Raw genomic sequence first — 14,334 nt, 5'->3', positions numbered from 1 at the left:
CCCCCGGCCCCAACCCCACTCCCATCGCCGCGGCCAGCACCGAGGTGATCGAGAAGGTATGAACACCTCCCTGCGCCGGGTTGCAGTCACGATCATGGTGCTGATCGTGCTGTTGTTGGCCAACGCCACGATCACCCAGGTTTTCACCGCCGACGGGTTGCGGGCCGATCCGCGCAACCAGCGGGTTCTGCTCGACGAGTATTCGCGCCAGCGAGGCCAGATCACCGCGGGCGGTCAGCTGCTGGCCTATTCAGAGGCCACCGAAGGCCGGTTCCGGTTCCTGCGCACCTACCCCGATCCCGAGGTCTACGCCCCGGTGACCGGCTTCTACTCGCTCGGGTACTCCAGCACCGGGTTGGAGCGCGCCGAGGACCAGATCCTCAACGGCTCCGACGAACGCCTGTTCGGCCGCCGGCTGGCCGATTTCTTCACCGGCCGTGACCCGCGCGGCGGCAACGTCGACACCACGCTGAAGCCACAGGTCCAGCAGGCTGCCTGGGACGCCCTGCAGCACGGTTGTGACGGCCCCTGCAAGGGATCGGTGGTGGCGCTGGAACCGTCGACGGGCAAGATCCTGGCCATGGCGTCGTCCCCGTCGTACGACCCCAACCGACTCGCCACCCACGATCTGAACGCCCAGAGCGAGGCCTGGCAGCAGCTGCGCGATGACGCACAGTCCCCGCTGCTGAACCGGGCCATCGCCGAGACCTACCCGCCGGGCTCGACGTTCAAGGTGATCACCACCGCCGCGGCGCTGCAGTCCGGCAGTACCCCCGACACCGAGCTGACCGCAGCACCCCGGATCCCCCTGCCCGACAGCACCGCCACGCTGGAGAATTTCGGAGGGGCCTCGTGCGGGCCCGGTCCCACGGCCACGTTGCGCGAGGCGTTCGCCAAATCGTGCAACACCGCTTTCGTCCAGCTGGGGATCAAAACCGGGGCCGACAAGCTCAAGTCCACCGCCCAGGCCTTCGGTCTGGACTCGCCGCCGCCGACCATCCCGCTGCAGGTGGCCGAATCCACCACCGGCCCGATCGCCGACGGGGCCGCCCTGGGCATGTCCAGCATCGGGCAGCGCGATGTCGCGCTGACGCCACTGCAGAACGCGCAGGTGGCCGCGACCATCGCTAATGACGGCATCGCCATGCGCCCGTATCTTGTGGATAGCCTAAAAGGACCCGACCTGACCACCATCGCCACCACCGCGCCCGCCGAAGAGCGCCGGGCGGTGTCACCCCAGGTCGCAGCTACACTTACGGACTTGATGGTCGCCGCCGAGCAGGTGACTCAGCAGAAGGGAGCCATCGCCGGCGTGCAGATCGCTTCGAAGACCGGTACGGCAGAGCACGGGACGGATCCCCGTAACACTCCGCCGCATGCCTGGTACATCGCATTCGCACCGGCCTCGGACCCGAAGGTCGCGGTCTCGGTGTTGATCGAGGACGGCGGGGACCGGTTGTCGGCCACCGGCGGCGCACTTGCCGCCCCGATCGGACGCGCCACGATTGCGGCGGCGCTACGGGAGGATTCATGAGTCCGCGAAGGCGACCCGGAGTGAGGCGTCCGCTGACGATGCGACACGAGGGACGAGTGGCGTTGAGGAAACGGACCGTGACCCTCGCAGCGAGGGACGAGCGAGGACCGGAGCGACTGGGAGTCGAGCTGTGAGCCCTCGCGTCGGAGTCACGCTGTCCGGGCGGTACCGGCTGCAGCGACTGATCGCCACCGGCGGCATGGGTCAGGTCTGGGAGGCCGTCGACTCACGGCTGGGCCGGCGCGTCGCGGTCAAGGTGCTCAAGGCCGAGTTCTCCACCGATGCCGAGTTCGTCGAGCGGTTCCGCGCCGAGGCCCGCACCGTGGCCATGCTCAACCACCCTGGTATCGCCAGCGTGTACGACTACGGCGAGACCGAGCTGGACGGTGAGGGCCGGACCGCGTACCTGGTGATGGAGCTGATCAACGGCGAGCCGTTGAACTCGGTGCTCAAGCGCACCGGCCGGCTGTCGCTGCGCCATGCGCTGGACATGCTCGAGCAGACCGGGCGGGCGCTGCAGGTGGCCCACACCGCGGGCCTGGTGCACCGTGACGTCAAACCGGGCAACATCCTGATCACCCCGACCGGCCAGGTGAAGCTGACCGACTTCGGTATCGCCAAGGCGGTCGACGCTGCCCCGGTCACCCAGACCGGCATGGTGATGGGCACCGCCCAGTACATCGCGCCCGAGCAGGCCCTGGGCCATGACGCCACCGCGGCCAGCGATGTCTATTCACTGGGAGTCGTTGGCTACGAATCGGTTTCGGGCAAGCGCCCGTTCACCGGCGACGGTGCGTTGACGGTGGCGATGAAGCACATCAAGGAAACGCCGCCGCCACTGCCGGCGGATCTGCCGCCCAATGTGCGCGAGCTGATCGAGATCACCCTGGTGAAGAACCCGGGGATGCGCTACAAGTCAGGCGGTCCGTTCGCCGATGCGGTCGCCGCGGTGCGCTCCGGCCGCCGTCCACCGCGTCCCAATCAGGCCCCGACACTGGGTCGGGCCGCCCCGGCCGCGGTACCGTCAGCCGCTCAGGCCCGTGCCGCAGCGGACCTCTCGGGTCGCACACCGGTGACCGCGACCCGGGCCCGGCCCACCGCGGCCGCCGCCCATCGTCCGGCCCCGCCCGCCCGGCGCACGTTCTCGTCGGGTCAGCGGGCCCTGCTGTGGGCTGCCGGGGTACTCGGAGCGCTGGCCATCGTGATCGCCATCCTGATCGTGCTCAATGCGCAGGACCGCAAGGATCAGCAGCAGTCACCACCGCCCACGGTCACCGACACGGTGACCCAGACGACGCCCTACCAGACCCCGGCAGCGTTGCCGAACCTGGCACTCCACGTGATCGTGCCCAGAGAAGCCGGGAGTGACGCTCCGGCCATATCAGGGGCACCGGAACAGATACTGCGATGACGACGCCACAGCATCTCTCTGACCGATACGAACTCGGTGAAATCCTCGGCTTCGGTGGTATGTCCGAAGTCCATCTGGCACGGGACACACGGCTGCACCGTGACGTCGCGGTCAAGGTGCTGCGCGCCGATCTGGCCCGCGACCCCAGCTTCTACCTGCGTTTCCGCCGCGAAGCGCAAAATGCGGCGGCGCTGAACCATCCGGCCATCGTGGCGGTGTACGACACCGGCGAGGCCGAGACACCCAACGGGCCACTGCCCTACATCGTCATGGAGTACGTCGACGGTGTGACGCTGCGCGACATCGTGCACGGCGAGGGTCCGATCCCGCCGCGGCGCGCCATCGAGATCATCGCCGACGCCTGCCAGGCGCTGAACTTCAGCCATCAGCACGGCATCGTGCACCGCGACGTCAAGCCGGCCAACATCATGATCAGCAAGAACAACGCTGTGAAGGTGATGGACTTCGGTATCGCGCGTGCCCTGGCCGACACCGGCAACAGCGTCACCCAGACCGCCGCGGTGATCGGCACCGCGCAGTACCTGTCGCCCGAGCAGGCTCGCGGTGAGACCGTCGACGCCCGCTCCGACGTGTACTCGCTGGGCTGTGTGCTTTACGAAATCCTCACGGGGGAACCACCTTTCATCGGCGATTCCCCCGTCGCGGTGGCCTATCAGCATGTCCGTGAGGATCCGATCCCGCCGTCGCACCGGCATACCGGCATCTCCCCGGAGCTCGACGCCGTGGTGCTCAAGGCCCTGGCCAAGAACCCGGACAACCGCTACCAGACAGCCGCCGAGATGCGCACCGATCTGATCCGGGTGCACAGCGGTGAGGCACCAGAGGCGCCCAAGGTGCTCACCGACGCCGAGCGGACGTCGATGATGAACTCCGGCCCGATGCTGGCGCAGGGGGGCGGCGCGCCCACCCAGAACATGGTGGTGCCGCGGCCGGCCGACCGTAATGCCTCGGTGGCCCGGTGGCTGATCGCCGTCGCGGTGCTGGCGGTGCTGACCGTGGTGGTCACGGTGGCGATCAACATGTTCGGCGGCAATCCCCGCGACGTGCAGGTGCCGGACGTCAGCGGCCAGCGTTCGGCCGATGCCGTTGCCGCCCTGCAGAACCGGGGATTCAAGACGCGCACGGACACCAAGACCGACAACAAGGTGGCCCCGGGTGTCGTGATCGGCACCGATCCGGCGGCCAACAGCATGGTGGCCGCCGGTGACGAGATCACCGTGAACGTCTCCCAAGGGCCCGAACAGGCCCAGATCCCCGACGTTGCCGGCCTGACCCCGTCACAGGCCCGGCAGAAGCTCAAGGACGCCGGGTTCGAGAAGGTCAAGGAGAGTGCGAGCCCGTCGACACCCGAACAGAAGGGTCGCGTGCTCGCCACGAACCCGCCGGCCAATCAGACCGCGGGAATCATCTACGAGGTCACGCTCGTGGTGGGTTCGGGCCCGGAGGACACCTCGGTTCCCGACTGCAAGGGCCAGAGCGCCGATGTGTGTAAGCAGATCCTGACCGCGTCCGGGTTCACCAACACGGTGGTCATCGATGTCGACCACACCGCACCCGCCGGCCAGGTGGTAGATACCGAGCCGACCTCGGGCACGTCGGTACCCAAGGACACCCCGGTACAGATCCACATCTCGAAGGGCAACCAGTTCGTGATGCCCAACCTGGTCGGCCAGTTCTGGGATGACGCCTACCAGCGGTTGAGCGCGCTGGGCTGGACCGGAATCTTGGACAAGGGCCCGGATGTGCGCGACAGCGGTCAGCGCACCAACGCCGTGGTCACCCAGAGCCCGCCGGCGGGCACCGGGGTGAACTTCGGGGCGAATATCACGCTGAGCTTCGCGTCGTAGCCGCCGCTACGGCGCGAGCCACCTCGGCTTCGAGGGCAGCCACCAGATGTTCCTCGGGGGCGGCACCGCATACGCCCAGCCAGTTGGCCAGCATGCGGTGCCCGCCCTCGGTGAGGATCGACTCCGGGTGGAATTGCACGCCGTGAATCGGCAGCTCCCGGTGACGCACCGCCATGATCACGCCGCCGTCGGTCTGCCCGATCACCTCGAGCACATCGGGCGTGGTCTCGGGGAGGATCGTCAGGGAGTGGTAGCGGGTCGCGGTGAACGGATCAGGCAGGCCCTTGAGCACACCGGTATCGGCATGGTGCACGACGCTGGTCTTGCCGTGCAGCAGTTCGGGTGCCCGGTCGACGGTGCCGCCGAACGCCACCCCGATGGCCTGGTGCCCGAGGCAGACGCCGAGCAGGGGAGTGCCGGCCGCGGCGCACGCGCGCACCAGCGGGATCGTGGCGCCGGCCCGTTCCGGTGTGCCCGGGCCGGGGCTCAGCAGGACGCCGTCGAAGTCGGCTGCCACCTTGGCGAGGTCGGCTTCGGTGGCCAGCCGGTCGTCGTCGTTACGCCACACCTGCGCGTCGACCCCGAGCTGGCCCAGATACTGGACCAGGTTGAACACGAAGCTGTCATAGTTGTCGACGACCAGAACCTGCATCGACTCAGGCTACCGGCCGCGAAAACCACCGTTAATAGCCGACAGGGCCCGCGGGTTTCGCGTAGCGCATCCGCAACGGTTCGGTGTGCCCGGTCAGCTGAACCTCGGCGCGGGGTTCTTCGAGATAGCCCAAGCCGAACCGCACCACGTATTGCTTGTAGAGGGTGACGTTGGGAGCGGCGGCCAGGGCGGCCTGCATGGCGGACGCGTCACCGATCGCGGTGATCACGTAGGGCGGGCTGTAGGTACGGCCGTTGAGCAGCAGGGTGTTGCCGACGCAGCGCGGCGCCGACGTGGCGATGATGCGCTGGTCCTGCATTTGGATGCCTTCGGCGCCGGCGCTCCACAGCGCGTTCAAGACGGCCTGGATGTCCTGCTGGTGCACCACCAGGTCGTCGGGGGAGGCGTCGCGGGGAAAGCGGCCCTGAGCGTCGCGCTGGGCGTCGTTGAGTGTGACAACCAGTCCGGGTCCGCGCATCGGGACCGTGCCCGCGTCGACTGCCAGTTCCGCGGAGCGCCTGGTGATCGCCCCGAGGGCCGCATGTGATGCGGGGGAGCCGCCGTGGTGGCTGTCGATCTCGGTCGACAGCGAATCGCGCTGCGCGGTGAGCCGGTCGACCGACTGCTGAGCCTCACGCACCAGGTCGACCAGACGGGGCGCATCGCTGCGGCGAATCTCGTCACCGCCGGAGACCCCGTGGGTAGCGGCCAGGAGCAAGCCTGCGGCCAGGCAGACGACCGGGACGCCGAAACGCCACGGGGATCGATCCGGTTGGTCCATCGCAGTCTCTCCTGGACGTGCAGCTACGTTAGGCTCGTGAGGCATCCTGCCTCATCGTCGCACCGTGTGACGCCGACTGTCCGCGAAGGTACCCATGCCCAAGTCCAAAGTCCGTAAGAAGAACGATTTCACCATCAAGTCGGTGAGCCGGACCCCGGTCAAGGTGAAAGCCGGGCCGTCGAGTGTGTGGTTCGTCGCGCTGTTCATCGGCCTCATGCTGTTCGGCCTGTTGTGGCTGCTGGTTTTCCAGCTCGCCGCGACCAACCCGGTGGACACCCCGTCTTTCCTTCAGTGGATGGCTGACCTGGGTCCGTGGAACTACGCGATCGCCTTTGCCTTCATGATCAGTGGGCTGTTGCTCACGATGCGCTGGCGCTGACCCGAGCTTGCTCCATAATGAATTCATCTTACGTTTTCAGCGTTACCCGTTCAGCAACGTCGCGGATACTCAATCACATCGTTGTGATTCATCCCCATTGGGGATAGCACCTGTGGATAACTCCATTACCCGCGGTAAGAGGGTGTGAAGAACCCGTGCAGCAAACTCATTGGGGGCCACCGGCCGCCGGAGTCGCAGGTTGCGGCATAGGCGGACTTATGATGGCTATCGCAGCTGTGACCTTGATCACAGACCCACCCGGACGTGTTCTTGCCGGCGTAGCTGGGGTGGGATTGCTCACGTTCGCAACATTGTCGTGGCGGGCACGACCCAAACTGGCAATTAACCAAGACGGTCTCACGGTCGCCGGCTGGTGGAGTAACCGAACATATCGCCGCAATGAGATCCGGAAAATCCGCATCACGGAGTTCCGCCGGATCGCCCGGAAGGTCCGCCTGCTGGAGATCGACACCGTCGACGACCACCTGGTGGTCCTCACGCGGTGGGATCTCGGAACCGACCCGCTCGACGTCCTGGACGCGCTCACCGAGGCCGGTTACGCAGCCCCGGGATGATCGGGCCCCACACAACACGCGACGCCCCCGGATTCGGGGGCGTCGCGCATCTGTAGGTGCGGGGTTGGGCCCGTTATGACACGGTGACCGATTCGACGACGACCGGATCGGTCGGCCGGTCCGAACGATCGGTCGGGGTGGACGCAATCGCGTCGATGACCTTCTGGGACTCCGGATCCACAACCTCGCCGAAGATCGTGTGGCGACGGTTGAGGTGCGGGGTCTGGCCGACCGTGATGAAGAACTGGGAGCCGTTGGTGCCCGGACCAGCGTTGGCCATCGCCAGCAGGTAGGGCTTGTCGAACTGCAGCTCGGGGTGGAACTCGTCGGCGAACTGGAAGCCCGGACCGCCGCGGCCGGTGCCGGTCGGGTCGCCGCCCTGGATCATGAAGCCGTCGATCACCCGGTGGAAGATGACGCCGTCATAGAACGGACCGGACGTCCCACCCGAGGCATTCTCGGTGCTGTAGTCCTTGGTGCCCTGCGCCAAGCCGACGAAGTTGGCCACGGTCTTGGGAGCGTGGTTTCCGAACAGTGCGATCTTGATGTCGCCGCGGTTGGTGTGCAATGTCGCCGTCGCGGTCTGAATGGGGCTCGTCACGGCTACTCAGTCTGCCATCCCGGCCGCCGCCGACGGTCAGATACCCCACCAACGCCCCCAGACTCCCGCGGAGATGGCAATGTGGATCTCAGCCGACAAACCCCGGCCACAGCTCACCCCCGCCGCCCGTGCCCAGAAAGGTGCCAGATGACCGCGAACGTCGAAACCCGGTTGGCCCCCCGTCAGCGCTTAGCCCGCGGTTTGAAATACAGCACCGTCGGCCCGGTCGACGTGACCCGGGGCGTGGTGGGCATCAGCGCCAACACCGTGTCCGCCGCCGCGGCCGGACTGCGCAAGCGCTACGAGTCGGGCAAGCTGCGCCGCCAGCTCGCCGCAGCCGCGCAGACCGTGGCGGCGCTGCCCGAGGTACTGCAGGAGGCAGCCGCAGCGCCACAGCCCAACCGCCGGCGCCGCCGGCTGGTGATCGCCGGGATCGCCGCGGCCGTCCTGGCCGGTGGGGCCGTGACGTTCTCGATCGTGCGACGCTCCACCCAGCCCGAGCCGTCACCGTTGCCGCCGAGCGTGGAAGTCAGCCCGAAGCCCTAGGGCGCGCAGGGAGGCGGCGGCTACCCTTCGCCACCGCTGTCGTCATCGCCGGCACCGTGATTCGGGTTGGTACAGATGGTGCCCTCACACGGCACATCCGACCCGTCCCCGTTCGGATTGGGCATCACCGCGCCACCGTTCTCCTCCGGATTGTCACCGGCACCATGGTTGGGGTTGGTGCAGATGGTCCCCTCACACGGCACCATCGAACCGTCACCGTTGGGGTTGGGCATCATCGGCACGGTGGTGGCGTCGCCGGTCGTCTGCGGAGCAGCCGGCGCTGCCGGCGCGTGGCTCGACGATGTGGTCACCGGAGGAGCCTGGGGGCTGCTCGGGCCCTGCTGGCTGCTCTCGGTACCGCACGCGGCAGTGCTGAGCACGAGTGCCGCCGCGACAGGAAATATCTTGTGCAAACACTTCATGTGGGCCGACGGTATCAATTGACACGGGTGTCGTCGGGACATTCTCCGATGTCCTACTCGAAATACCCATGGCACAGCGGCATTCGTCAGGCCCGGTGTCAACGCTGAGCCAGAAAAGCGGTTCCGTCAGCTAAGACCGGAACCGCTTCAGGACCGAATTGAGTTGTGGAGCCTAGGAGATTCGAACTCCTGACATCTGCCTTGCAAAGGCAGCGCTCTACCAACTGAGCTAAGGCCCCGAATCTGGCGGCGATGCTGGAATTTCCAGGTCGTGCCAAACTTCTTCACCGTGACGTGATCGCCAGACGATCACCGCGGCGGCTGCGATGCCGGCCAGAAGTATGAACCGCATGGCGCAACCTCTCGATGATCACCGGTTACACCGGGTGTCGTGGGCCTAGGAGGACTCGAACCTCCGACCTCTTCGTTATCAGCGAAGCGCTCTAACCGCCTGAGCTATAGGCCCGAAAATTGGGATCGACCGAGCGCAGAGATTACCGCACCCGGGCGCAGACTCCCAAATCAATCCCGGTCGGCCAGCGTGACCTCGACTCCGCCGACCAGGTCGGTGGTCAGGTTGTAGATGAACGCCCCGATCGTGGCCATCGCACACAGCACCACGATGTTCACCAGGCCGATCAGCGCCGCCCCGCCGAATATCGTTCCACTGGACACCAATTCGCCCCCGGAGGCGCCGCTGGCGCTGGTCAGGAGGTCGCCGACGTTGCTGTTGAGCTTGCTCCACACACCCATGGCGCCGAGCACCAGGTATAGGAAAGCCACCGCGATCATCCAGACGAAGAACAGCACCACCGACAGCACCAGTGAGACCTTCAGCACAGTCCATGGATCGACCCGGCGGATCTGCATGCTGGCCCGGACCGGCCCCTGATGCGCGGTGCGGTTGGACACCTGGATCCGGGTGGTGGGGCTGTTGCTCGAAGATCTGGCCGTCGCAGCGTCGGAGGACGTTTTGCGCTGTGCCGGGCGCGGGGCCGGCCCGGACAGATCGGGAATCTCACTGGCGTAGGCCTCGGACCTCACGGACTCGCTGCGCGGCGCAGATGCGGCGCCCTGGGCCGCCTGGCCCGAAGCCGACGGCCGGGCCGGCCGTGGTTGCTGCTCGGTCTCCTGGTTCTCCGAACCGGCGACGAAGCGCTGCAGCCGGGCTTCCACACCGGGGGAGTGGGCGTTCGGCGTGCGGGCACTCTCGTCGCGCGTCTCGGTTGCCGGAGGCGGCGTGGTCCTGGCGGTCCCGCGCTGCCACGGCGGCGCTTCACCGGTCTCGGTGATCTGACCGCCGGCCGGCCGGGCCTGAACTCCGGCAGCCTTCCCGGTGGTCGACGCCCCTTCGGCCCCTGCAGCCCCGGTACCTGAGCCGTTGGAACTGCCGGACCGGTCGCCCGCCCGCGGGTTCGGTGAACTCACCTAACAGCTCCTTAGCTCAGGCCGAGGTCCGCGTCGGGCCTCGGCGACAGCGTCATTCCTCGTCGGACTCAGCACCAACCGGGTCTGAGTCCTCCTCGGCGTTGCGCGCAATCGCAATCAGTGTGTCGCCCTCGCCCAGGTTCATCAAGCGGACACCCTTGGTCTGACGTCCAGCCTTGCGAACCTGACGTGCGGCGGTCCGGATCACGCCGCCACCGGAGGTGATGGCGTAAAGCTCCGTCTCGTCGTCGACAATCAGCGCTCCGACCAGACTGCCACGTTTGCGGTCGTACTGGATCGTCAGGATGCCCTTGCCGCCGCGGCCCTGGGCCGAGTACTCCTCGATGGCGGTGCGTTTGGCGTAGCCGCCGGACGTCGCGACCAGCAGATATGTGTCCGGTTGGACCACGTTGAGCGACAGCAGCCGATCGTCCTCGTTGAACCGCATGCCCTGTACACCGGAGGTGGCCCGGCCCATCGGCCGCAGTGCCTCATCGGTTGCCGAGAACCGGATCGACTGACCGTTGGCACTGACCAGCAGCAGGTCGTCGTCGGACGAGCACAGCACCGCACCGACCAGCTCGTCACCGTCACGCAGGTTGATGGCCACGATGCCGCCGGAGCGGTTCGAATCGAAGTCGACCAGCTTGGACTTCTTCACCAGACCGTTGCGGGTGGCCAGCACCAGATACGGCGCATCCTCGTAGCCCTTGATCTGGATGACCTGGGCGATGCGCTCCTCGGGCTGGAAGGCCAGCAGGTTCGCCACGTGCTGGCCGCGCGCGGTGCGCGAGGCTTCCGGCAGGTCGTAGGCCTTCGCCCGGTACACGCGGCCCTGGGTGGTGAAGAACAGGATCCAGTCGTGCGTCGAGCACACGAAGAAGTGGTTGACGATGTCATCGGCCTTCAGCCCCGCACCCTGTACGCCCTTGCCGCCACGCTTCTGGCTGCGGTACAGGTCGGTCTTGGTGCGCTTGGCGTACCCCGTCTCGGTGATCGTGACGACGACGTCTTCGCGGGCGATCAGATCTTCGTCGCTGACGTCGCCGTCGGCGGGAACGATCCGGGTCCGCCGGTCATCGCCGTACTTCTCGACGATCTCGGCCAGCTCGTCGCGCACGATCGCGCGCTGCCGTTCCGGTTTGGCCAGGATGTCCTCGAGGTCGGCGATCTCGGCCTCGATCTTGGCCAGATCGTCGATGATCTTCTGACGTTCCAGGGCGGCCAACCGGCGCAGCTGCATGTCGAGAATGGCCTGGGCCTGGATCTCGTCGATGTCGAGCAGCTCGATCAAACCGGCGCGGGCGATATCGACGGTTTGCGAGGCGCGGATCAACGCGATCACTTCATCGAGGGCGTCGAGCGCCTTGACCAGACCGCGCAGAATGTGGGCCCGCTCGTTGGCCTTGCGCAGCCGGTATCGGGTCCGCCGGATGATGACGTCGAGTTGGTGTGCGACGTAGTAGCGGATCATCTGGTCCAGCCGCAGCGTGCGGGGCACTCCGTCGACGATCGACAGCATGTTCGCGCCGAACGAGGTCTGCAGCTGGGTGTGCTTGTAGAGGTTGTTGAGCACGACCTTGGCGACGGCGTCGCGCTTGAGCTCCACCACGATTCTCAGGCCCACGCGGTCACTGGACTGGTCCTCGATGTTGGAGATACCGCCCAGCTTGCCGTCGCGCACCTGCTCGGCAATCGAGGTGATGAAGTTGTCGTGGTTGACCTGGTAGGGCAGCTCGGTGATGACGATGCCGGTACGGCCCCGGCTGTCCTCTTCGATCTCCACCACACCGCGCATCCGGATCGAACCGCGACCCGTCGTGTAGGCGTCCTGGATCCCCTGCGATCCGACGATCAAGCCACTGGTGGGGAAGTCCGGGCCCTTGACCCGCTCGCACACCGCGGCGAGGGTGGCCTCCTCGTCGGCCTCGTGGTTCTCCAGGCACCAGTACACCGCCTCGGCCAACTCCCGCAGGTTGTGCGGCGGGATGTTGGTGGCCATACCGACGGCGATACCGCCCGAGCCATTGGCGAGCAGGTTGGGGAACCGGCTCGGCAATACCGTCGGCTCTTGCACACGGCCGTCGTAGTTCGGAATGAAATCGACTGTCTCCTCGTCGATTTCACGCAACATCTCCATCGCCAGCGGGGTCAGCCTGGCTTCGGTGTTGTGACTGACGAACCCGTTGGTGATGAACGCATGGTCGTCGGTGTCGACGCGCAGACTGTACACAGGCTGCACCCCGGCGTCGGTCACCGACTCAACGTGGGCGAAGTAGAACCGTCCGTCGGTCAGGTCCGTGGCGACCGCACGAACGTCCTGATCCGCGATGTGACTGAGAATCTCAGTGCCGTTGCGGCGCCACCGGTCTAGCCGATCGATGTTGTGCTTGCGCAGCCATTCCCGGTCCATCCAGCCGCCACCACCATGAGTGCGGATGAATTCGGCCAAGCCCGGCACGTGGTCACCGTCGAGTCCTTTGGCCGTGGCAGGGAGCGCCGACAGAAGTTGGTTCAGCTTGGTCTGCTTCGCGCCACCGAAGCCGACTTGCGCGGCGAACAGTTCCGCCTGAGCACGGTTGGTGATGACGACCTTGTACTCGCCGACCGCGTGTCGGTAGCGGCGCGAAACCACACCAAGCTCCAGCAACATCTGCTGAACGTCGACTGCCAGCTGCGCACTCCGAGTGGAGTATGAAACCTGAATAGCGTTGCGCGGCAACGACGAACATGAGCCATCACCTTCGAACAATGCCTGCAAGAACACGCGCTTGACCGCTGCCGGGGCACGCCACATCCATTCCGGCACGGCCTTGTCGGCAGACCGTTGACCGACCAAATCGCCAAGGCGCGAAGCCTTCAACGCGTGCAGATTGTGAACATCGAGCTCGTGCAGCCGCGATCCCGACGCAATGGTCCGCGTCGATACATACCGCTGGCCGCCTACAACTGCGTCATACGCCGCCACGACCATGTCGAAGAAATCGCGATCAAGATTGTTGAACCCCGCTCGGTTCTCGGACACGAAACCTTCGCTGATGAAGGCGCCCAGTAGTAATGCTTCCAGGGTCTCGTGCCAATCTGCGGGTCCGAACTCAGCCGGCTGCGTGCGCTGAATCGCGACCCTGTCGCCCGGCCGGATTTCTTCGATCAACTTCCACAGAAGCGTGGGAACGCCCGCGACATCGACCAGACACAGGAGTGGGTGGTTCTGGGTACCCGTGACCGTATAACCCTCGTCTGTCTTGACGGCGTAGGTCTGGTGCTCACCGGAATGGAACAGTCGATCGGCAACAACAGGGTTGCCGTGGCGGTCCTGGACCTTGAGTTCGATGACGTTGTCGGATTGCGGACGAGCATTCGGCACGATATCGGCAATCCGTACCGAGTGACCGAAGGGGAGGCGCACCAGCGCGTCGCCGGTCACGCAATAACGCATCGCGGCCGCGGGATCGTTACCCGGTGAACCGAAGTTGCCTTGGCCGTCGACCAGTGGGTAGCGCAGTGACCATGGCTGGGCCATCCGGACCAGGGTGTCGTAGATCGACGCATCACCGTGCGGGTGGTAGTTACCCATCGTCTCGGCCACCGAGCGCGCCGACTTGGCGTGGCTGCGATCGGGACGGAAGCCTGAGTCGTACATCGCGTAGAGCACGCGGCGGTGCACGGGCTTGAGACCGTCGCGCACCTCCGGCAACGCACGACCCACGATCACGCTCATCGCGTAGTCGATGTAGCTGCGCTGCATTTCGTGCTGAATGTCGACCGGTTCGATGCGGTCGGAGGCTCCGTCGCCGGGTGGCAACGTGGTGTCAGTCATGGATTCCTCGCTCGTCGGCTCGGCTTGATGAGGTCAAAGGACTTGGCCGCGTGGCGGCTAAACATCCAGGAAGCGAACGTCTTTGGCGTTGCGGGTGATGAAACTGCGGCGCGCTTCGACGTCTTCACCCATCAGGATGGAGAACAACTCGTCGGCGGCGGCCGCATCGTCAAGCGTCACTTGACGCAACACCCGCACTGTCGGGTCCATGGTGGTTTCCCACAGTTCCTTGGCATCCATCTCGCCCAGACCCTTGTAACGCTGGATACCGTCGTCGACGTTGATGCGTTTGCCGGCCGCCCGGCCGGCCTCCAACA

The 14,334-nt window shown here is 66.1% G+C and carries 12 protein-coding genes, 2 tRNA genes and 1 pseudogene; 6 read left to right on the top strand and 9 right to left on the bottom strand.

What is annotated here, in order from left to right; all coding sequences use genetic code 11:
- Nucleotides 1–58 precede the first annotated feature (58 nt).
- The 3 genes from pbpA (at nt 59) to pknB (ending at nt 4,813) form a co-directional block, all read left to right on the top strand.
- Nucleotides 59–1,534, top strand: coding sequence for a D,D-transpeptidase PbpA (gene pbpA / locus E0T84_RS30945; RefSeq protein WP_138746375.1), 1,476 nt, complete (start codon nt 59–61; stop codon nt 1,532–1,534).
- A 130-nt stretch (nt 1,535–1,664) separates the two neighbouring features.
- On the top strand, nt 1,665–2,945 hold the full coding sequence (locus tag E0T84_RS30940) for a serine/threonine-protein kinase (protein ID WP_138746374.1): 1,281 nt from the start codon (nt 1,665–1,667) through the stop codon (nt 2,943–2,945).
- Nucleotides 2,942–4,813: a Stk1 family PASTA domain-containing Ser/Thr kinase gene (pknB, locus tag E0T84_RS30935; RefSeq protein WP_138746373.1), complete on the top strand. Its 1,872-nt coding sequence runs from the start codon at nt 2,942–2,944 to the stop codon at nt 4,811–4,813. The genes E0T84_RS30940 and pknB overlap by 4 nt, the downstream gene beginning before the upstream one ends.
- Here the strand turns inward: pknB and E0T84_RS30930 are convergent.
- Complete coding sequence (locus E0T84_RS30930; RefSeq protein WP_070185388.1) at nt 4,791–5,465, bottom strand: aminodeoxychorismate/anthranilate synthase component II; 675 nt, start codon at nt 5,463–5,465, stop codon at nt 4,791–4,793. The two genes, pknB and E0T84_RS30930, sit on opposite strands and share 23 nt — an antisense overlap.
- A gap of 31 nt (nt 5,466–5,496) precedes the next feature.
- Entirely contained in the window at nt 5,497–6,246 is a 750-nt protein-coding gene (locus E0T84_RS30925; protein WP_070185389.1) for a DUF881 domain-containing protein, read from the bottom strand.
- A gap of 94 nt (nt 6,247–6,340) precedes the next feature.
- Between E0T84_RS30925 and crgA the strand changes: the two genes are divergently transcribed.
- Nucleotides 6,341–6,625, top strand: coding sequence for a cell division protein CrgA (gene crgA, locus E0T84_RS30920; protein ID WP_070185390.1), 285 nt, complete (start codon nt 6,341–6,343; stop codon nt 6,623–6,625).
- Between the two features lie 155 nt (nt 6,626–6,780).
- Nucleotides 6,781–7,200 carry a PH domain-containing protein gene (locus tag E0T84_RS30915; protein WP_138746372.1) on the top strand — a complete coding sequence of 140 codons (420 nt, stop codon included), beginning with the start codon at nt 6,781–6,783 and terminating at the stop codon, nt 7,198–7,200.
- Nucleotides 7,201–7,273: 73 nt separating this feature from the next.
- Here E0T84_RS30915 and E0T84_RS30910 read toward each other — a convergent pair whose 3' ends face one another.
- Nucleotides 7,274–7,801: a peptidylprolyl isomerase gene (locus tag E0T84_RS30910; protein ID WP_070185392.1), complete on the bottom strand. Its 528-nt coding sequence runs from the start codon at nt 7,799–7,801 to the stop codon at nt 7,274–7,276.
- Between the two features lie 147 nt (nt 7,802–7,948).
- Between E0T84_RS30910 and cwsA the strand changes: the two genes are divergently transcribed.
- On the top strand, nt 7,949–8,347 hold the full coding sequence (gene cwsA, locus E0T84_RS30905) for a cell wall synthesis protein CwsA (protein ID WP_070185393.1): 399 nt from the start codon (nt 7,949–7,951) through the stop codon (nt 8,345–8,347).
- A 20-nt stretch (nt 8,348–8,367) separates the two neighbouring features.
- On the opposite strand, the gene E0T84_RS30900 is transcribed toward cwsA, so the two are convergent.
- From E0T84_RS30900 to E0T84_RS30875, 6 genes and pseudogenes are all read right to left on the bottom strand, one after another.
- Nucleotides 8,368–8,658, bottom strand: coding sequence for a hypothetical protein (locus tag E0T84_RS30900; protein WP_249383791.1), 291 nt, complete (start codon nt 8,656–8,658; stop codon nt 8,368–8,370).
- Nucleotides 8,659–8,935: 277 nt separating this feature from the next.
- Nucleotides 8,936–9,008 (bottom strand) — tRNA-Ala (locus E0T84_RS30895).
- A 153-nt stretch (nt 9,009–9,161) separates the two neighbouring features.
- A tRNA-Ile gene (locus tag E0T84_RS30890) sits at nt 9,162–9,235 on the bottom strand.
- Nucleotides 9,236–9,291: 56 nt separating this feature from the next.
- On the bottom strand, nt 9,292–10,197 hold the full coding sequence (locus tag E0T84_RS30885; protein WP_138746371.1) for a DUF3566 domain-containing protein: 906 nt from the start codon (nt 10,195–10,197) through the stop codon (nt 9,292–9,294).
- A 52-nt stretch (nt 10,198–10,249) separates the two neighbouring features.
- The gene (gene gyrA, locus E0T84_RS30880) at nt 10,250–14,017 is read right to left on the bottom strand and encodes an intein-containing DNA gyrase subunit A (RefSeq protein WP_138746370.1); all 3,768 of its coding nucleotides are present in this window, start codon (nt 14,015–14,017) and stop codon (nt 10,250–10,252) included.
- Between the two features lie 57 nt (nt 14,018–14,074).
- Nucleotides 14,075–14,334, bottom strand: a pseudogene (locus E0T84_RS30875) (DNA topoisomerase IV subunit B); the annotation flags it as partial.

This window comes from Mycobacterium sp. DBP42, from assembly GCF_005924235.1.
GTDB classification, from domain to species: Bacteria; Actinomycetota; Actinomycetes; order Mycobacteriales; family Mycobacteriaceae; genus Mycobacterium; species Mycobacterium syngnathidarum.
The sequence above is the reverse complement of the archived record's forward strand: the minus strand, read 5'-3'. Positions and strand labels throughout refer to the sequence as shown.

What these genes read in the sequence shown, in the direction of transcription:
- pbpA (WP_138746375.1), top strand. Translation starts at nt 59, where the DNA reads ATGAACACCTCCCTGCGCCGGGTTGCAGTCACGATCATGGTGCTGATC.
- pknB (WP_138746373.1), top strand. Translation starts at nt 2,942, where the DNA reads ATGACGACGCCACAGCATCTCTCTGACCGATACGAACTCGGTGAAATC.
- E0T84_RS30930 (WP_070185388.1), bottom strand. Translation starts at nt 5,465, where the DNA reads ATGCAGGTTCTGGTCGTCGACAACTATGACAGCTTCGTGTTCAACCTG.
- E0T84_RS30925 (WP_070185389.1), bottom strand. Translation starts at nt 6,246, where the DNA reads ATGGACCAACCGGATCGATCCCCGTGGCGTTTCGGCGTCCCGGTCGTC.
- crgA (WP_070185390.1), top strand. Translation starts at nt 6,341, where the DNA reads ATGCCCAAGTCCAAAGTCCGTAAGAAGAACGATTTCACCATCAAGTCG.
- cwsA (WP_070185393.1), top strand. Translation starts at nt 7,949, where the DNA reads ATGACCGCGAACGTCGAAACCCGGTTGGCCCCCCGTCAGCGCTTAGCC.
- gyrA (WP_138746370.1), bottom strand. Translation starts at nt 14,017, where the DNA reads ATGACTGACACCACGTTGCCACCCGGCGACGGAGCCTCCGACCGCATC.